At 72.3% G+C, this 17,269-nt stretch carries 16 protein-coding genes, 1 tRNA gene and 1 pseudogene; 12 read left to right on the top strand and 6 right to left on the bottom strand.

What is annotated here, in order from left to right:
* From GQS09_RS12200 to GQS09_RS12165, 8 genes and pseudogenes are all read left to right on the top strand, one after another.
* A pseudogene (locus GQS09_RS12200) lies at nt 1-244 on the top strand (DNA polymerase III subunit gamma/tau); the annotation flags it as partial.
* Nucleotides 245-467: 223 nt separating this feature from the next.
* Nucleotides 468-779, top strand: coding sequence for a YbaB/EbfC family nucleoid-associated protein (locus GQS09_RS12195; RefSeq protein WP_207957735.1), 312 nt, complete (start codon nt 468-470; stop codon nt 777-779).
* Between the two features lie 85 nt (nt 780-864).
* Nucleotides 865-1,464, top strand: coding sequence for a recombination mediator RecR (gene recR / locus GQS09_RS12190; RefSeq protein ID WP_165986052.1), 600 nt, complete (start codon nt 865-867; stop codon nt 1,462-1,464).
* On the top strand, nt 1,457-2,248 hold the full coding sequence (locus GQS09_RS12185) for a DUF5063 domain-containing protein (RefSeq protein ID WP_243761338.1): 792 nt from the start codon (nt 1,457-1,459) through the stop codon (nt 2,246-2,248). The genes recR and GQS09_RS12185 overlap by 8 nt, the downstream gene beginning before the upstream one ends.
* Nucleotides 2,249-2,710: 462 nt before the next feature.
* Entirely contained in the window at nt 2,711-3,982 is a 1,272-nt protein-coding gene (locus tag GQS09_RS12180; RefSeq protein WP_165986051.1) for an aspartate kinase, read from the top strand.
* 354 nt (nt 3,983-4,336) lie between these two features.
* Nucleotides 4,337-4,969, top strand: a complete 633-nt coding sequence (locus GQS09_RS12175; RefSeq protein ID WP_165986057.1) for a SigE family RNA polymerase sigma factor — start codon at nt 4,337-4,339, stop codon at nt 4,967-4,969.
* Nucleotides 4,966-6,267, top strand: coding sequence for a hypothetical protein (locus GQS09_RS12170; RefSeq protein ID WP_165986050.1), 1,302 nt, complete (start codon nt 4,966-4,968; stop codon nt 6,265-6,267). The genes GQS09_RS12175 and GQS09_RS12170 overlap by 4 nt, the downstream gene beginning before the upstream one ends.
* 144 nt (nt 6,268-6,411) lie before the next feature.
* Nucleotides 6,412-7,281, top strand: coding sequence for an SURF1 family protein (locus GQS09_RS12165; RefSeq protein WP_165986049.1), 870 nt, complete (start codon nt 6,412-6,414; stop codon nt 7,279-7,281).
* A gap of 185 nt (nt 7,282-7,466) precedes the next feature.
* Here GQS09_RS12165 and GQS09_RS12160 read toward each other — a convergent pair whose 3' ends face one another.
* The 4 genes from GQS09_RS12160 to GQS09_RS12145 form a co-directional block, all read right to left on the bottom strand.
* Nucleotides 7,467-9,404, bottom strand: a complete 1,938-nt coding sequence (locus GQS09_RS12160) for a prolyl oligopeptidase family serine peptidase (protein WP_165986048.1) — start codon at nt 9,402-9,404, stop codon at nt 7,467-7,469.
* 112 nt (nt 9,405-9,516) lie between these two features.
* Nucleotides 9,517-9,999, bottom strand: a complete 483-nt coding sequence (locus tag GQS09_RS12155; RefSeq protein ID WP_165986047.1) for a RidA family protein — start codon at nt 9,997-9,999, stop codon at nt 9,517-9,519.
* Nucleotides 9,996-10,151, bottom strand: coding sequence for a DUF4177 domain-containing protein (locus GQS09_RS12150; protein ID WP_165986046.1), 156 nt, complete (start codon nt 10,149-10,151; stop codon nt 9,996-9,998). Before GQS09_RS12150 ends, GQS09_RS12155 begins: the two co-directional genes overlap by 4 nt.
* A 34-nt stretch (nt 10,152-10,185) precedes the next feature.
* Nucleotides 10,186-10,521: a WhiB family transcriptional regulator gene (locus GQS09_RS12145; protein ID WP_207957733.1), complete on the bottom strand. Its 336-nt coding sequence runs from the start codon at nt 10,519-10,521 to the stop codon at nt 10,186-10,188.
* A 403-nt stretch (nt 10,522-10,924) separates the two neighbouring features.
* Between GQS09_RS12145 and GQS09_RS12140 the strand changes: the two genes are divergently transcribed.
* Nucleotides 10,925-13,243, top strand: coding sequence for a transglycosylase domain-containing protein (locus tag GQS09_RS12140; RefSeq protein ID WP_165986045.1), 2,319 nt, complete (start codon nt 10,925-10,927; stop codon nt 13,241-13,243).
* Nucleotides 13,244-13,430: 187 nt separating this feature from the next.
* Here the strand turns inward: GQS09_RS12140 and GQS09_RS12135 are convergent, their stop codons facing one another.
* On the bottom strand, nt 13,431-13,895 hold the full coding sequence (locus GQS09_RS12135) for a GatB/YqeY domain-containing protein (protein ID WP_165986044.1): 465 nt from the start codon (nt 13,893-13,895) through the stop codon (nt 13,431-13,433).
* 64 nt (nt 13,896-13,959) lie between these two features.
* Here GQS09_RS12135 and GQS09_RS12130 point away from each other — a divergent pair, with 64 nt between their 5' ends.
* The 3 genes from GQS09_RS12130 (at nt 13,960) to GQS09_RS12120 (ending at nt 15,926) form a co-directional block, all read left to right on the top strand.
* On the top strand, nt 13,960-14,883 hold the full coding sequence (locus tag GQS09_RS12130; RefSeq protein WP_165986043.1) for a metallophosphoesterase: 924 nt from the start codon (nt 13,960-13,962) through the stop codon (nt 14,881-14,883).
* Between the two features lie 85 nt (nt 14,884-14,968).
* Nucleotides 14,969-15,042: transfer RNA gene (locus tag GQS09_RS12125), tRNA-Pro, on the top strand.
* A 287-nt stretch (nt 15,043-15,329) separates the two neighbouring features.
* A complete protein-coding gene (locus GQS09_RS12120; protein WP_165986042.1) occupies nt 15,330-15,926 on the top strand; it encodes a DUF4291 domain-containing protein in 597 nt (198 codons plus the stop codon).
* Nucleotides 15,927-16,210: 284 nt separating this feature from the next.
* Here GQS09_RS12120 and GQS09_RS12115 read toward each other — a convergent pair whose 3' ends face one another.
* A complete protein-coding gene (locus GQS09_RS12115; RefSeq protein WP_165986041.1) occupies nt 16,211-17,074 on the bottom strand; it encodes a LysR family transcriptional regulator in 864 nt (287 codons plus the stop codon).
* Nucleotides 17,075-17,269 lie beyond the last annotated feature (195 nt).

Below are 17,269 nucleotides of genomic sequence, written 5' to 3'. Positions count from 1 at the left end.
AGCGGCAGCACCGCCCCGGCAGACGGAACAGGCCACGCCCCCGCCGGCGCCCGCACCGGCCGCCCCGGCGCGGACGCCGCCGCCCCGCACACCGGCGCCGGAGGCCACCCCCCCGGTCAGCGTCGAGGACGACGTCCCCGAGGACGACGACCCGGATCTCGACGACCGCGCGCTCTCCGGCACCGAGCTGCTCATCGAGGGTCTCGGCGCCACGGTCATCGAGGAGATCCGGCACGAAGGCTGACCGCGGCCGGCGGTGGACGGGCGGGGCCGGCGGGTGAGGCCGTAGGCTCGGGAAGAGGCCCGGGCGGCGACCGCCCGTGCCCGGCGCGGAGGCGCGGCGAAGGCGGGCGGGGCCCCGCATCGGGGCCGGCGCGGACGCGTCGCGAAGTCGTGAAGACGGATACGAGATTCGGTTTTGTCGTCGACTCCCAGGAGGAGCCGTGTTTCCCGGTGGTGGGGCCGATATGCAGCAGCTGCTGCAGCAGGCCCAGAAGATGCAGCAGGACCTGGCCCGGGCACAGCAGGAGCTGGCCGAGACCCCGGTCGAGGGTTCGGCCGGCGGCGGCCTGGTCAAGGCGGTGGTCACCGGTACCGGAGAACTGACCGGCCTGGAGATCGATCCCCGCGCGGTCGACCCGGAGGACACCGAGACCCTGGCGGACCTGGTGCTCGCCGCGGTGCGGGATGCCGTCGCCGGCGCCCAGCAGCTCCAGCAGACCAAGCTGGGCCCGCTCGCCCAGGGCATGGGCGGCTCCCTCCCCGGACTGGGGTTCTAACCAGCGGCTGCGCGCGCCCCACTGGCCGCCGCACCGCCGGACAACTAGCCTCAAACCCAAGGATTTTGTTGACGGAAGGCTCCCCGTGTACGAAGGCGTGGTCCAGGACCTGATCGACGAGCTGGGCAGACTGCCCGGCGTCGGTCCGAAGAGCGCGCAGCGGATCGCCTTCCACATCCTCCAGGCCGACCCGGCCGATGTGCGCCGGCTGGCCCGCGCGCTCAACGAGGTCAAGGAAAAGGTCCGGTTCTGTACCGTCTGCGGCAATATCGCCGAGGACGAGCAGTGCCGCATCTGCCGCGACCCGCGCCGCGACACCGCGGTGATCTGCGTGGTGGAGGAGCCCAAGGACGTGGTCGCCATCGAGCGCACCCGCGAGTTCCGGGGCCACTACCACGTGCTCGGCGGCGCGATCAGCCCGATCGACGGCGTCGGCCCCGATGACCTGCGGATACGGGAGCTGCTGGCCCGGCTCGCGGACGGTACCGTCACCGAGCTCATCCTGGCCACCGACCCCAATCTGGAGGGCGAGGCCACGGCCACCTACCTGGCCCGGATGATCGGGCCGATGGGTCTGAAGGTCACACGGCTGGCCAGCGGGCTGCCGGTCGGGGGAGACTTGGAGTATGCCGACGAGGTGACGCTTGGGCGTGCCTTCGAGGGGAGACGATTGCTCGATGTCTGACGGTGCGGCGACCGGCATGACCGCGGTCCACCAGCCCGGTGAAGCGAAGACGGCTGCGCCGGATCAGGTCCGGGCGGCGGCGGGCGCGGCCGGGACGGCCGGGGCCGACGCCCGGCAGCGTTCCGGTCTGCGCGGCCCCGGACCGGACGATTTCGCCGTCCAGGTCTCGGACCAGATCGAGAGCTTCATGGTCGCGGTGCAGGAGATCGCCAAGGGCGACGATCCGGACAGCGCCGTGCCGTACCTGCTGCTGCAGGTCTCCCAGTTGCTGCTGGCCGGCGGCCGGCTGGGCGCGCACGAGGACATCGTCCCCGAGGAGCGGTACGAGCCCGACACCGGCCCCGAGCCGGACATGGACGAGCTGCGCGAACGTTTGGCCGCGCTGCTGGCGCCGGTCGACGTCTACACCGAGGTCTTCGATCCGTACGTGCCCCGCTCCACGCCTGTGGCCTGCCGGATCTCCGATGATCTGGCCGATGTGGTGACCGATCTGCGGCACGGCATGGCGCACTACCGCGAGGGCCGGATCAGCGAGGCCCTGTGGTGGTGGCAGTTCTCCTATCTCTCCAACTGGGGGCCGACCGCCAGCGCCGCGCTGCGCGCCCTCCAGTCGCTGGTGGCGCATGTCCGGCTGGACACGCCCATGGCGGATCTGGAGGGCCTGGACACCGACAGCGCCGCCGAGGACGGCGATCTGGAGCTGGAGGCCGGCCAGGTGATGGAGGCCGAGATCGCCGCGCCGCTCGGCCTGAAGGCCGACCGCGCCAGGCGTGCCCGCCCTTGAGCCCCTTGAGCCTCTGAGCCGGCGTTTCCCCGTTTCCGCGTTTCCCGGACGCCCGGACCGGATGTCACGTGCCTGACGCCTGACGCCTGACGCCCCGGGCCGTGTGGCGTTCCCGTCCCGGCCGCGGCGGTCCACCCGGCCTCGCGCCCCGTCCGGCGGAGGCGCAAGGCCGGGCAGCGGGCGTCCACGTTCCGTGACCTCCCCTGTAGCACCGCGTGTGTTGCGGTGTGACCTCGGGCACGTTTCCGGCACTTTTCGCTCCGCTCGCGTGTGAGTCCGCGATCCGCGGGCAGGTCTGCCCGCCGAGCGGGAGGCCGTCCGGCCCCTTCCCGGGACGCCCACCGGCGTCTCAGGATGTGGCTGCGCTCATGGGCGGAATTCTCCCGCTGAATAAAATGATTCCGACCGTGCGCCGGAAAGATCCCGGACACGGAAAGACGATTCCTAGAGGAGCGAGCACACGTGGGCCTAGTCGTGCAGAAGTACGGTGGCTCCTCCGTTGCCGATGCCGAGGGCATCAAGCGCGTCGCCAAGCGGATCGTGGAGGCCAAGAAGCAGGGCCACCAGGTGGTGGTCGTGGTCTCGGCGATGGGCGACACCACGGATGAGCTGATCGACCTCGCCCGGGAAGTCACGCCGGTGGCCTCCGGCCGGGAGTTCGACATGCTGCTGACCGCCGGAGAGCGCATCTCCATGGCACTGCTGGCAATGGCGATCAAAACGCTCGGCCACGAGGCACAGTCCTTCACCGGAAGCCAGGCCGGGGTCATCACCGACTCGGTCCACAACAAAGCGCGCATCATCGACGTGACGCCCGGCCGTATCCGGACCGCGGTGGAGGCCGGCAATATCGCCATCGTGGCCGGTTTCCAGGGCGTCTCCCAGGACAGCAAGGACATCACCACCCTGGGCCGGGGCGGTTCGGACACCACCGCGGTGGCGCTGGCCGCCGCGCTGGAGGCCGAGGTCTGCGAGATCTACACGGACGTGGACGGCGTGTTCACCGCCGACCCCCGCGTGGTGCCCAAGGCACGCAAGATCGACTGGATCTCCGCCGAGGACATGCTGGAGCTGGCCAGCTCCGGTTCCAAGGTGCTGCTGCACCGCTGTGTGGAATACGCCCGCCGCTACAACATCCCCATCCATGTCCGGTCCTCCTTCTCCAGCCTGCCGGGCACCTGGGTAAGCAACGAACCGCGAGGAGAGCAGCCGATGGAGCAGGCACTGATCTCGGGTGTCGCGCACGACACCTCCGAGGCCAAGGTCACCATCGTGGGAGTGCCGGACAAGCCGGGCGAGGCCGCCGCCATCTTCCGCGCCATCGCCGATGCCGAGATCAACATCGACATGGTGGTGCAGAACGTGTCGGCCGCCAGCACCGGCCTGACCGACATCTCCTTCACGCTGCCCACCACCGACGGCCCCCGGGCGATCGAGGCGCTGGAGAAGCAGCAGTCCGGCATCGGTTTCGAGGCGCTCCGCTACGACGACCAGATCGCCAAGATCTCCCTGGTCGGCGCGGGCATGAAGACCAACCCCGGCGTCACCGCCACATTCTTCGAGGCGCTGTCCGACGCGGGTGTCAACATCGAGCTGATCTCCACCTCCGAGATCCGCATCTCCGTGGTCACCCGCCAGGACGACGTGCAGGCCGCGGTGCGGGCCGTGCACACCGCTTTCGGGCTGGATTCGGAGAGCGAAGAGGCCGTTGTATACGGCGGAACCGGCCGCTGAGGCCGTTCCGCACCCCGCCGATCAGCACCGATCGGCCCGGGAGTACCGTGTGAATCTTTCGTGATCGAGCTGTAGGTCACGGCAGGTTGCTCGCGGCCAACTCCCCGGGAGAGGATGAACGCTCCCCGCGCGCCGAGACCGCAACCGGGCACCGCGCGGGGAGCGTCTTTCCCTGTTGCCGCGGTGTGTCCCGGGGCACCGGGCGGACGCGCAGGACGAGGGAACGGAAAGCAGGGCGGTACGGATGGTGGCCACGGTCCTGGAGATGAGAAACCCGCCTCCGCCGTACAACCATCGCGGGGGAGAGAGTGTCCAACAGGCGTGGCAGAGGTCCTCGAACTCACAGCGCCGCCGATTCCGGCCCAGCGCCGCCCCGTTGCCGCGGCCCACGCCTGTGCCCGCGCCGGGAGTCTTCCCGTGATCGCTCCGCTTCCCGCCTCCGGAGCATCACGGGTCCGCGCCCGCGGCGAGGACGCGGAAGAAGCGATGGCTGAAGGCACCACTGTCGACCATCTCACCGAGACCTACCAGGAGCACTACCGCTCGCTGCTCGGTCTCGCCGCCCTGCTGCTCGACGACCCGGCCTCCTGCGAGGACGTGGTGCAGGAGGCGTTCATCCGGGTGCACTCCGCCCGCCGCCGGGTGCGCAGCCGGGAGAAGACCCTTGCCTATCTGCGCCAGACAGTGGTGAATCTGTCCCGCTCCACGCTGCGCCGCCGGATACTCGGGCTCAAGCTCCTCACCAAGCCGATGCCGGACATGGCCAGCGCCGAGGAGGGCGCCTACGAGCAGCTGGAGCGCGCCGACCTGATCAAGGCGATGCGCGGGCTGCAGCGCCGCCAGCGCGAGGTGCTGGTGCTGCGCTACTTCGCCGACATGTCCGAGGCCGAAGTGGCCCGTGCCCTGGGCATATCCGCGGGCTCCGTCAAGGCGTACGGCTCCCGTGGCATTGCGGCGCTGCGCGTCGCCATGGAGGCCACGCGATGAATCCCCTGGAGCCGACCGGCCATTCGGGCCGCCGGGACGGCAGCCCCGATGCCTTCGAAGAACCCGGCGCCGGGCCGGACGGCTCGCCCGGTTCCTCGGCGACCTCCGATGCTTCCTCCCGGCCGTCCACCGCCCCCGCCTCACCGCCCCCCGCGCCCGCCTCACCGTCCTCCTCGGGGGCTTCCGGCGCCCCAGCGGCCTCTGATCCTCCCGGGCTCGCCTCCGAAGAAGAGATCCTGCGGATACTGCTGCACGAATCCGTGCGCGGCATCGAGCCCTCCGACGACGCCCTGGAGCGGCTGCGCAGCGCCGTGCCCGGCCGCCGTCGTCAGCGCCGCCAGCTCGCCGTGGTCGGCGGCGTGGCCCTGGCGCTGTTCGCCACCGGCACCCCGCTGGCGCTGAACGTCGCCGCGGACGGCACCTCCACCCCCTCCGTGGAGGCCGGCCACGGCCAGGAGGCCGGCACCGCCGGCGCCGAGGAGGGCGAGGGCGAACCGGGCACCCACACCTCCGGCGGGCTGCCCTCCGGCCCCGGCGCCAGCCCGGCCCCGGAGAACGAGGACGCCGAACCCGCCCCCGAGGAGCCCACGGCCTCCGAGGACCCGTCCCCGGAGATCTCCGAGACCCACGGCGTGTCCACCCCGGCCTGCCTGGCCGGCCAGCTCGGCGAGATCGCCGGCACCCTGCAGGAGCCCAACGACCGCGGCCACGTCTACGGCTCGTTCCGGGTGGCGAATGTGTCGGAGACCGCCTGCGCCGTCACCGGCACCGACGAGCTGGCGGTCGCTCCCACCGGGGACGCCGCCGCGGACGGTCTCCAGGTGGTGTTCCGCACCGACGGCGACCGCGCGACCGAGCTGCCGCTGCCGGAGAGCTGGAAGGAGAGCCTGCTGCTGCTGCCCGGCGAGGCGTACGAGATCCGCTTCGCCTGGGTGCCGCCGCCCGACTCGGCCCGGGGCGGCTGCCCGGCGCAGCCCGAGCCCGATCCGGACCCGACCGCCTCCACGCCGCCGCCGTCCACCGAGCCCGGTCCGGAGGCGAGCTCCTCGCCCGGCGCGTCGTCCGGCGGCACCCAGACCCAGCTCGGGCGGACCACGGAGGAGGAGCAGGACGGCACCACCGGCAGCAGCACCGCCGGCACCGGCACGGAGGCGCCGCAGGAGGAGGCGGACGGCCTGCGGCTGAGCTATGTGCCGGCCGCCGGCACGGAGACCGCCGGAACGGTTGCCGTGCCGGGCGCCTGCACCGGTACCGTCTACCGCACGGGCCTGCTGAAGGTCACCGGGACCACCCCCTGAGCGCGCTGCCCGGCTCGGCTTCCGGCACGGTTCCGGCACGGCCCATGGCCCGGCGCATGGCACGGCCACCGCGCCCGGCCACGCCCTGCCCGGCGGCCGGGAGTGGTTGACGGCCGCACCGTGCCGGGCGGGTACCGTGGGGGCGTGCACCGCTTCCTGCTGACCCCCCGCTGGTGGGCGATCAATGTGTTCGTCGTGCTGGCGGTGCCGTTCTGCCTGGTGCTGGGCACCTGGCAGCTGGGCCGGTTCGAGGACCGGGTGGACAGCCACCGCGCCCAGGAGGAGCGGGCCGTGGAGAGCGAGCAGGCGCGCCCGGCGGAGCTGTCCACGCTGCTGCCGCCGACCACCGAGACCGTCGGGCGGCCGGCCACCGTCACCGGCAGCTACGACGCGGAGCAGCAGCTTCTCGTCCCCGACCGCATCCTGGACGGCGAGCGCGGCTTCTATGTGCTGACCCCGCTGCTGCCCCGGGACGGCGGACCCGCCGTGCCGGTGGTGCGCGGCTGGCTGCCGGGCGACCCCGACCCGGGCGCGGTCCCGCCGCCGCCCGCGGGCACGGTGACCGTGACCGGCGCTCTCCAGGCGGCCGAGTCGCCGCGCGCGGTCAATGCCCGCTCCGGCCTCCCCTCCGGGCAGGTCGCGGTGATCGGCGCCGCCTCGCTGATCAATCTCCTGCCGTACGAGGTGGTCAACGGCTTTGTGACGGAGCGGGAGGCGACCGCTCCGCTGCGCGCGGTGCCGCCGCAGGCGGCCTCCGGCACCGGCCTGGACCTCAAGGCGTTCCAGAATCTCGGCTACACCGCCGAGTGGTTCGTGTTCGCCGCGTTCGTGGTCTTCATGTGGTTCCGGCTCTACCGGCGGGAGATCGAGGCGCGGCGGGACGCCGAGCTCGGCATCGCCCCAGCCGTCCCCGCCGCTTCCGCAGTCCCCGCCGCCCGCGAGGCTTCCGCGCCGGTGGGCAGTACCGCGGGCAGTACCACGGGCAGTACCACGGCGGCGACGCCCGGCGGTTGATCCGTCTCCTCCCGCACCCGGTCCCGCCCGCACCCGGTCTCGCCCGCACCCGGGCGGGCCCGCACCCTCTGGCCCCCCGCACCTGGCACGGGCGGGGCCCGCACCCGGCGCAGCGTGGGCGGCGGCCCCGGCGTCCGCCGAGGCCGGCGCCGGGCGGGAGAGCACCGAGACGCAGAACGCCGGTGTCAGGAGCGGCGGGGGTCGGGAGGCAGATGGCGCAGGGCGAAATCGATCTCCATCCGCACCTGCTTGATCCGCTCCTCCATCACCAGGGAGCCGTGGCCCGCGTCGTAGCGGTAGACCTCGTGGACCGCGCCGCGCTCGGCAAGCCGCCGCACGTAGTTCTCGATCTGCCGCACCGGGCAGCGCGGATCGTTCTCGCCCGCCGAGATGAAGACCGGCACCTTGACCTGGTCCGCGTAGCTCAGCGGCGAGGAGGCCGCGAAGCGCTCCGGCACCTCCTCCGGCGTGCCGCCGAAGAGCGTGCGGTCCAGCGCCTTGAGCGCCTCCATCTCGTCCCCGTACGCGGTGACGTAGTCGGCAACCGGCACCGCCGCCACGCCCACCGTCCACAGCTCCGGCTGCGTGCCCAGGCCCAGCAGGGTGAGATAGCCGCCCCAGGAGGCGCCGGTGAGCACCAGCCGCTCCGGGTCGGCCAGCCCGAACTCCACCGCCCATGCCCGCACCGCGGCGATGTCCTCCAGCTCGATCAGGCCCACCCGGTGCTTGAGCGCGTCCGTCCACTCCCGCCCGTAGCCGGTGGAACCGCGGTAGTTGATCCGCACGACCGCGAAGCCGTGGTCCAGCCAGGCCGCGGGACCGGCGGCGAAGGCGTCGCTGTCGTGCGCCGCCGGCCCCCCGTGGATGTCGAAGACCGTGGGGAAGGGCCCCTCGCCGTCTGCCGGACGCTGCACCAGGGCGTGCACCGGGCCGCCAGGCCCGTCCACCCAGGCGTCCGTCACCGGCAGCGAGGCGGGCGGCCGGGGTCCCGGCGGCACCAGCACGTCCGCCGGCCCGGCGGTGGACCGTACCCGGGGCGGCTCGGCCGCCGAGGACCACAGGTACTCCACGCCGCCGCCGGGGCGGGCGGTGGCGCCGGAGACCGTACCGGCGGGCGTCTCCACGCGGCTCAGCCCGTATCCCTGCTGCCCCTCCGCCGGGGTCAGGTCGAGCCTCCACAGCTCGGTGCGCGCCCGGTAGTCGTGCAGCAGCAGCAGTGCGCTGCCGTCCGGGTACCACTCGGCGTGCACGTCACCCGGCAGGCCGGGGGCCAGATCGAGGGTCTCGCCGGTCAGCGGGTTCCAGATCATCGGCTCCCAGCGGTCCCGGCGCTGGTGACCGAGGAGCAGCCGCGGGTCCCCGGCGACGGGTGCGAAGCCGTGGACGGTCAGGCCCAGTTCCCGGGTGCCGCCGCGGGTGTCGTCCAGTTCGGCGACCGGGGTGCCGTCCAGCCGGAGCACCCGCACCGCCGAGTGCATGGCGTCGCCGTGCTCGGTGTGCTCGACGGCCAGCAGCGAGCCGTCCCGGGAGACCCCGCCGACGCCGGCGGACTGCCGGTGCCGGTAGATCTCCACGTGTCCGGCGCCGGGCCGGGCCACGTGCACGGTGCTGCCGTGCTCATCGGTGATCCGGCCGACCACCACGGTGCCGTCCCGGCCGATGGCCAGGCCGGCGGGGTAGGAGGGCTCCAGGCCGGGCAGGGCGGGCTCGTCCGGGCCGCCGTGGAAGGGCTGCCGCATCCAGATGCCGAACTCGTCGCCGTCGTGGTCGTTGAACCACCACAGCCATTCGCCGTCCGGGGTCAGCGTGCCGTCGACTGTGCCGTTGGGGCGCCGGGTGGCCTGGCGCTGCGTGCCGGTGGCCCGGTCCCAGGCGTAGAGCTCGAAGGTGCCCGAGGCGTTGGAGACGAACAGGCAGCGGTCGGGGGCGTCGGGCGCCCATTCGGGCAGGCCGACGCGGGGCGCGCGGAACCGCTGCTCCCAGGCGGGGAGTGCGGACCAGTCGCGGTCCGGCCGCTCCTGCTCCGTACCGGCACCGGCACCGGCACCGGTACCCGCACCAGGGGCCGCAGCCGTACCAGGGCCCGTGCCCGCACTCGTGCCGCCCTGCGTGTGCTCCGCCATGCCTCTCCCCATCGTCCGTTCCGGACAGTTCCGGACCATTCCGGACCGGTTCCGCTCCGGCCGTGCTCGGGCTTCCCGGACGGTTCCGGCGGTGCTCGCCCCCGGCCCGCGCTCACTCCGCTCCGGCGAGCTCCACCTGGATCTCGACCTCGACCGGCGAGTCCAGCGGCAGCACGGCGACGCCGACCGCGCTGCGGGCATGCACGCCCGCCTCGCCCAGCACCTCGCCCAGCAGTTCGCTGGCCCCGTTGATCACGCCGGGCTGGCCGGTGAAGTCCGGCGCCGAGGCGACGAATCCGACCACCTTGACCACGCGGGCGATCCGGTCCAGATCGCCGGCCACCGACTTCACCGCGGCCAGCGCGTTGAGCGCACAGATCCGGGCCAGCTCCTTGGCCTCCTCGGCGGTGACCTCGGCCCCGACCTTGCCGGTCACCCGGAGCTCGCCGTCCACCATGGGCAGCTGCCCGGAGGTGTGAACGTACGCGCCCGAGCGGACCGCCGGGGTGTAGGCCGCCAGCGGTGCGACCACGGCGGGCAGGACGAGCCCCAGCTCGGCGAGGCGCGCCTCGGCCGCCGAACCCGGGGCGCTCACTGCTTGGGCCTCTTGAAATAGGCCACCAGCTGCTCGGCGCTGGGTCCGGGGACCACCTGGACCAGCTCCCAGCCGTCCTCGCCCCAGGTGTCAAGGATCTGCTTGGTGGCGTGCACCAGCAGCGGTACGGTCGCGTACTCCCACTTCGTCATGGCCCCGACTCTAGCGGCCGGGGTGCGGAGCCGGTCAGGCGGCGCCGCGGGCGGAGCGGTTGCGGGTCCGGTGCTGGAGTTCGAGCTGCGTGGTCCGCTCGTACTCCGCCCGTGCCGTCTCCAGCAGTCTCCGCCAGGAGATCACCGTCGGCCGGCGGCGCAGCAGAGCGCGCCGCTCGCGTTCCGTCATGCCTCCCCAGACTCCGTGCTCCATGCGGCTGTCCAGTGCGTCGGCGAGACATTCGGTCCTGACCGGGCAGCCGGTGCACACCGCTTTCGCCCGATTCTGCGCCGCCCCTTGAACAAACAGTTCGTCCGGATCCGCGGTGCGGCAAGCTGCCTGCGAAATCCAGTCGGTAACCCAGCTCATGCCGGTGCCGTCCTCTCCCGAATCGAGGCTCCCCCACGGCGGCAATGGCATATTCACCCTTGCCAGTTGAGGACGTTACGGAAGGCTGCCGGAGCACAACACCCCCTTGGGGCCTAATCTTGAATGACCCGTTCGGACTATGAGCGAGTACGAGATCACTCGTTCGAGGGAGTTGCCCACCGTGATCACCGCAGGTGCCATCCGGGCATTCCTCGCGATTCGGGCGCGATGTTGCCCAGGTGACAAGGCATGACCCGGGTGACCGTTGCATGGCCCACCCGAGCGATCTCACTCCAACGGGTGACGCCGGACTTGACGAGAAGCCCATTGGTGTGAAGCGGCATCATCAGCGTAGGCGAACACCTGGCCCCCTGTCCGGCGTTTGAACACGTACGCTGGCCCCATGGGTAGGAACCGACCGGGTGGCGGTCTGACCGCGATCCAGCAGTCAGTGAAGTTCATCGGAGTCAGTGTGCTGGCCGGCACCGTGCTGGCCGGGCTCGCGCTGCCGGCCGTGGGCTCGCTCGGCCTGGCCGCCAAGACCACCGTGCAGGAGTTCGACGAGCTGCCGGTCAACCTCACCCGGCCGCCGCTCAGCCAGAAGACCACCATTCTGGACAGCGAGGGCGGCAAGATCGCCGAGGTCTACTCCCGCAACCGCACGGTGATCACCCTGGACGAGATGTCGCCCTACGTGCGGGACGCCATCATCGCCATCGAGGACGCCCGCTTCTACGAGCACGGCGCCATCGACCCCAAGGGTGTGCTGCGCGCGCTCAACCGCAACATCGAGGAGGGCGGCACCACCCAGGGCGCCTCCACCCTCACCCAGCAGTACGTGAAGAACGTCTTCGTGGAGGCGGCCGGCGACGACCCCGAGGCGTTCGCCGAGGCCACCCGGCAGACCGTGGGCCGCAAGATCCGCGAGCTGAAGTACGCCATCCAGCTGGAGAAGGAACTGGGCAAGGACCAGATCCTGGAGAACTACCTCAACATCACCTTCTTCGGCGACGGCGCCTACGGAGTGGAGGCCGCGGCCCAGCGCTACTTCTCCAAGCCCGCGGCCGACCTGGAACTGCACGAGGCCGCGCTGCTGGCCGGCCTGGTCCAGTCGCCCAGCCGGTACAGCCCGATCAACGACCCGGCCGAGGCGCAGAAGCGGCGCAACACGGTCCTGGACCGGATGGCCGAGACCGGCTCCGTCACCAGGGCCGAGGCGGCCGCCGCCAAGAAGCTCGACCTGGGCCTGGACATCAGCCAGCCCAAGAACGGCTGCATCACCGCGGTCCGGGACGCCGGCTTCTTCTGCGACTACGTGCGGCAGGAGTTCCTCAACAGCCCCGTGTTCGGCAAGGACGCGGCCGAGCGCAAGGCCCGCTGGGACCTCGGCGGCCTCACCATCCGCACCACGCTCAGCCCCAAGGCCCAGGACGCCGCGGCCAGGGCCGCCAAGGAGGGCGCCTACCCGGACGACCCGGTCGTCGCCTCCGTCGTCCAGGTCGAACCCGGCACCGGCCACATCCTCTCCATGGCGCAGAGCCGCCCCTACGGCAACGACGCCTCGAAGAACCAGACCGTGCTGAACATGAACGCCTCCAGCGACATGGGCGGCTCCACCTCCGGCTTCCAGCCCGGCTCCACCTTCAAGCCGATCACCGCGGCGGCGGCCCTGGAGAAGGGCATCAGCCCGGCCCAGATGTTCACCACCGACTGGAAGATGAAGGTCGACACCACCAAGTTCTTCACCTGCGAGGGTCTGCCGGCCGGCGATCCGGACGACGGGTGGGAACCGCAGAACGAGCTGGAGTCGGAGAAGGGCACCTGGGACATGTCCGAGGCCCTGGCCCTGTCCATCAACACGTACTTCATCAAGCTGGAGGAGATGGCCGGGCTGTGCGAGACCGCCACCATGGCGGAGAAGATGGGGGTCCGCAAGGGCGCCGGCCAGGAGCCGCTGCTCCAGGTGCCGAGCCTCACCATCGGCGGCCAGGAGACCACGCCGCTGATGATGGCCAACGCCTACGCCACCTTCGCCGCCCACGGCACCTACTGCACGCCGCTCACGATCCTGGAAGTCACCGACGCGGACGGCAAGCAGCTCGCCACCCCGGAGCCGGAGTGCCACCAGGTGATGTCCCCGCACACCGCCGACACCGTCACCATGATGCTCAAGGGCGTGGTGGAGGACGGCACCGGCAGCAAGGTGGGCCTGGGCGACCGGCCCAACGCCGGCAAGACGGGCACCACGGACGAGCGCAAGAACGTGTGGTTCGTCGGCTACACCCCGGACCTGTCCACCGCCGTGCGGGTCGGCGGCGACGCCGAACTGCCCCCGATGGAGAACATCACCATCGGCGGCACCTTCTACGCGCGGGCCAGCGGCGGCGGCGTGGCCGGCCCGATCTGGCGGTCCGCCATGCAGGGAGCACTGGAAGGCACCCCGGCCACCCCGTTCAACGAGGTGGACGTGCCGCGTGGCGACAAGGACAAGGACAAGGACGAGGACGACGACCGCGACGACGATGACGGCCGGCCGGGCCGGCCGGGCGGCAACGACAACGGCGGCTTCCTGACCGGCGGCGACACCGGCTGGGGCGATCTCGGCGGCTGGAACGACATCGGCGGCTGGGGCAACGGCGGAAACTGGGGCGCCAACGGCAACGTCGACGGCAACACGGACGGCAGCACCGAAGGCATCCCGGGCAACACCGTCGGCCCCTGACCGCGGCGCGGGCCCGGTTCCCGGTTCCCCCCGGAAGCGGGGAACCGGCCCGCCGCGTTCACACGTTCACCTCCATGCCGCGGCCCGCCGCCGGTGCCGAAGTGCGCCCGGCGCTCACGCACGGCGCCCTGGTGCCCCCACCCAGGCCCCCGGCCGTCCGCCGTCGCCCCGGCCGTCCGCCGTCGCCTCAGCCCGCCAGGGCCTGCTTGACGGCGGCGGCCACCCGGCCGCCCTCGGCGCGGTCGCCGACCTTCGGCTTGACGATCTTCATCACCGCGCCCATCGCCTTCGGGCCCTCCGCGCCCTGCGCCCGGGCCTCCGCCACCGCCTCGGCGACCACGGCCGCCAGCTCCTCGTCCGAGAGCTGCTGCGGCAGATAGCCCGCCAGCACCTGCCCCTCGGCCTCCTCGCGGTCCGCCTGCTCGTCCCGCCCGGCCTTGCGGAACGCCTCGGCCGCCTCCCGCCGCTTCTTCGCCTCCCGGCCGATCACCTTGATCACCTCGGCGTCGGACAGCTCACGGGCGCTCTTCCCCGCCACCTCCTCGGTGGTGATGGCGGCCAGCGTCATCCGCAAAGTGGCGGACCGCAGCTCGTCGCGCGCCTTGATGGCGGCGGTCAGGTCATCCTGGATCCGGGACTTGATGGTGGTCATGCACACCATTCTGGCAGCCGCCGCCCCGGGAACGCCCCCGGTCATCATCTGCGACGATATTCCCATGCGCGCGCGTTACCGCATTCCCCTGTCCCTCGGCGCGGCAGGCGCCGCGGCCGTCGCCTACGCCTCGCTGGAGGCCCGCTCCTTCCGCCTGCGGCAGGCCGCCGTCCCCGTACTCCCACGCGGCATGCGCCCGCTGCGGATCCTCCACCTCTCCGACATCCACATGGTCTCCGGCCAGCGCAAGAAACAGCGGTGGCTGCGCGAGCTGGCCCGGCTGCGCCCCGACGCCGTGATCAACACCGGCGACAACCTCTCCGACCCGGACGCCGTCCCCGAGGTCCTCGACGCCCTCGAACCCCTCCTCGGCCTCCCCGGCGCCTACGTCTTCGGCTCGAACGACTACTACGCCCCCCGGCTCCGGAACCCCGCCCGCTACCTGCTGGAACGCGCCTCCGGGCGGCACGGCCTGAACGGCAACCGGCCGGCCACCGGCGTGCCCCGCAACCCCTGGTGGCTGCTGCGCGACGCCTTCGACGCCGCCGGCTGGGCCAACCTCACCAACACCCGCGGCCGCCTCAAGCTGCCCTCCGCCGACATCGCCCTCACCGGCCTGGACGATCCGCACATCAAGCGTGACCGGTACGCCGAGGTGGCGGGCGGCCCGGAGGACGGCGCCGACCTCTCCCTCGCCGTGGTCCACGCCCCCTACCTGCGCGTCCTGGACGCCTTCACGGCCGACGGCTACCCGCTCATCCTGGCCGGGCACACCCACGGCGGCCAGCTCTGCCTCCCCTTCTACGGCGCCCTGGTCACCAACTGCGACCTGGACACCGACCGGGTCAAGGGCCTGTCCACCCACGAGGCCGGCGGCCACCGCGCCTACCTGCACGTTTCCGCCGGGTGCGGCGCCAACCGCTACACCCCGTTCCGCTTCGCCTGCCCCCCGGAGGCCACGCTCCTCACCCTCACCCCCCGCCGCTGAGGCCCCCCGGGTCCCGCCCGCCCCGCCTCACCACAACCGGATTTCGCCCCCGCCGCCCCATCGGCTAAAGTAAACGACGCAACACCGGGGTGTGGCGCAGCTTGGCAGCGCGCTTCGTTCGGGACGAAGAGGTCGTGGGTTCAAATCCCGCCACCCCGACAGAGAAACACCAGGGCAGGGTCGGTTTCCCCGCACGGGAGACCGGCCCTGGCCGCGTTTCTGGGGCACTCTGGGTGTCAAATGGATGTGATCTTGAGCGGCGCTCACGCGTCCTTGGCGCGCTGCTGCCCTGCAACACCGGCCCAGCACCGGGACCGCGGAACGCGGGTGCAGCAGGAGGCGGGCGTCCAGCGACGCGGGCCGGCCATCGGTCAGCCGTGGCGGAGGGCCCGGAACCGCGGTGAAATCAGTGGCCGGGGCAGGGCGCCGGGCTGCATGCTCGGGGGATGCGGGAGAAGGAGCCCTACCGGGCGATCCGGGCGCGGTTCAGCGAGGAGACCATCACCGTCTATCAGGCGTACCGGCCGGAGATCGGCCTGCCCGCCGCCCGCACCGGGCAATTCCCCTCGATGTGGCGGCGGGAGCGGATGACCTGGATCAAGCCGTCGTTCCTGTGGATGATGTACCGCTGCGGCTGGGCGGCGAAGCAGGACCAGGAGACGGTGCTCGGGATCGAGATCACCCGGGACGGGTTCGAATGGGCCCTGCGGCACGCCTGCCTGTCGCACCACGACCGCCGCGTGTACCCGGATGAGCACGCATGGAAGCAGGAGCTGGCGCGCTGCCCGGCGCGTGTCCAGTGGGACCCGGAACGCGATCTGTACCTGCGTCCGCTGCCCTACCGCTCGCTCCAGCTCGGCCTCGCCGGTGAGGCCACCCGGCGCTATGCCGACGAGTGGATCGTCGCCATCGAGGACGTGACCCCGCTGGCGAAGGAGATCCGCCGGCAGGTGGCGAAGGGGGAGCCGGAGGCCGCGGAGAAACTGCTGCCGCAGGAACGGCCCTACCCCGCCCAGGATGTCCTGCTGTCGCATCTGCGGTGATGACGCTGCTCCCGGGGGGCGCCGGCCAACGGACAGAAGCCACCGGCCGGTTGCCCACCGCAAGGTCAGCCGTTCGGACGGCGGACCGGGCAGGGGCGTGTGGTGCGCCGGCCGTCTCGTGGACCCGGATCCAGTTCTTCCCGCCCTGACCGCGTCTGTCCGTCATCGGTTCCCTCGTTCCCCGCCCGGGCTCTGCCGTGCCGGGGCGGCCGGGTCGTCCAGCCGTGCGCAGGCCGTGGGCGGCGGTGGGCCGCGGCGGGGGTGAGGGGGGAGGCGGGTGCGGGTCAGAGCCGGGTGGCCGTGCGGATCAGCCGGGCGAGGGCGAGGGAGCGGCTGTGCGCGGGCCAGGCGATGTGGGTGACGACGGGGGGTGCGTCGGTCAGCGGGACGGCCGCGTGTTCGGCCCACAGCCAGGCGCGGGCGGAGTCGGGGTAGACGGCCACGGTCCGTCCGAGGGCGATCAGCTGGGCCAGCTGCGTCTGGTCGTGGATCTCGGGGCCCGGGCCGGGTGGGTAGACGCCGTGGCGGGGCCAGCGCGCGAGGGGGAGATCGGGGATGTCGCCGATGTCTTCCACAGACAGCGTCTTGCGCGCGGCGAGGCGGTGTCCGGCGGGCAGGACGGCGATCTGTCCCTCGGTCATCAGTTCTTCGCTGTCGAATCCGGTGAGGGAGTTGAACGGCGTGTGCAGCAGCGCCACATCGGCGCGGCCGTCGCGCAGCATGGCTTCCTGTTCGCAGGTGCCGCTCGGCAGCAACTCGATCTCGGCGGCGTCGGGCTCGGCCGCGTAGGCGTCGAGGAGTTTGTGCAGGAGTTCGTGGGCCGCGCCGGCCTTCACCGCCAGCACCAGGCGCTCGCGGGGGCCGTCCGGACCGCTGGTGCCGCCGGCGCGGCGGGTGCGGCGAGCGGCGGCGGTGGTCGCGTCGAGGGCTGCCCGGCCCTCGTGCAGCAGCACCTCTCCGGCGCCGGTGAGGGAGACGCCGCGGCGGTTGCGTTGCAGCAGGCAGACGCCGAGGCGCCGCTCAAGCTGCTGGATCGCCCGGGACAGCGGTGGCTGGGCCATGCCGAGGCGCTCGGCGGCGCGGCCGAAGTGCAGTTCCTCGGCGACGGCCACGAAGTACCTCAGCTCACGGGTCTCCAACGGGTCCATGGCGACACCCTACCTCGGTGATACCTGCCGGGTATGACAGCAGGCCGCATCGGTATTGGATGCGCCGGGTGCCCGCGAGTGACCATCGGGAACAGGAACGGAATGAAGATCGCGCCGGTGAACCTCGCGAACGAGAAGTGCCGTTGACGAGTGCGGCATCAGGCGGCACCTGACCCTCCGTCACATCACGCCCAC

This window comes from Streptomyces sp. YIM 98790 (genome assembly GCF_011421595.1).
Lineage (GTDB): Bacteria > Actinomycetota > Actinomycetes > Streptomycetales > Streptomycetaceae > Streptomyces.
The sequence above is the reverse complement of the archived record's forward strand: the minus strand, read 5'-3'. Positions and strand labels throughout refer to the sequence as shown.

Excerpts from the sequence above, each read along its gene's own strand:
- GQS09_RS12130 (WP_165986043.1), top strand. The coding sequence starts at position 13,960 with ATGCGCGCGCGTTACCGCATTCCCCTGTCCCTCGGCGCGGCAGGCGCC.
- GQS09_RS12135 (WP_165986044.1), bottom strand. The coding sequence starts at position 13,895 with ATGACCACCATCAAGTCCCGGATCCAGGATGACCTGACCGCCGCCATC.
- GQS09_RS12170 (WP_165986050.1), top strand. The coding sequence starts at position 4,966 with ATGAATCCCCTGGAGCCGACCGGCCATTCGGGCCGCCGGGACGGCAGC.
- GQS09_RS12160 (WP_165986048.1), bottom strand. The coding sequence starts at position 9,404 with ATGGCGGAGCACACGCAGGGCGGCACGAGTGCGGGCACGGGCCCTGGT.
- GQS09_RS12115 (WP_165986041.1), bottom strand. The coding sequence starts at position 17,074 with ATGGACCCGTTGGAGACCCGTGAGCTGAGGTACTTCGTGGCCGTCGCC.
- GQS09_RS12150 (WP_165986046.1), bottom strand. The coding sequence starts at position 10,151 with ATGACGAAGTGGGAGTACGCGACCGTACCGCTGCTGGTGCACGCCACC.
- GQS09_RS12195 (WP_207957735.1), top strand. The coding sequence starts at position 468 with ATGCAGCAGCTGCTGCAGCAGGCCCAGAAGATGCAGCAGGACCTGGCC.
- GQS09_RS12185 (WP_243761338.1), top strand. The coding sequence starts at position 1,457 with ATGTCTGACGGTGCGGCGACCGGCATGACCGCGGTCCACCAGCCCGGT.
- GQS09_RS12120 (WP_165986042.1), top strand. The coding sequence starts at position 15,330 with ATGCGGGAGAAGGAGCCCTACCGGGCGATCCGGGCGCGGTTCAGCGAG.
- GQS09_RS12145 (WP_207957733.1), bottom strand. The coding sequence starts at position 10,521 with ATGAGCTGGGTTACCGACTGGATTTCGCAGGCAGCTTGCCGCACCGCG.
- GQS09_RS12140 (WP_165986045.1), top strand. The coding sequence starts at position 10,925 with ATGGGTAGGAACCGACCGGGTGGCGGTCTGACCGCGATCCAGCAGTCA.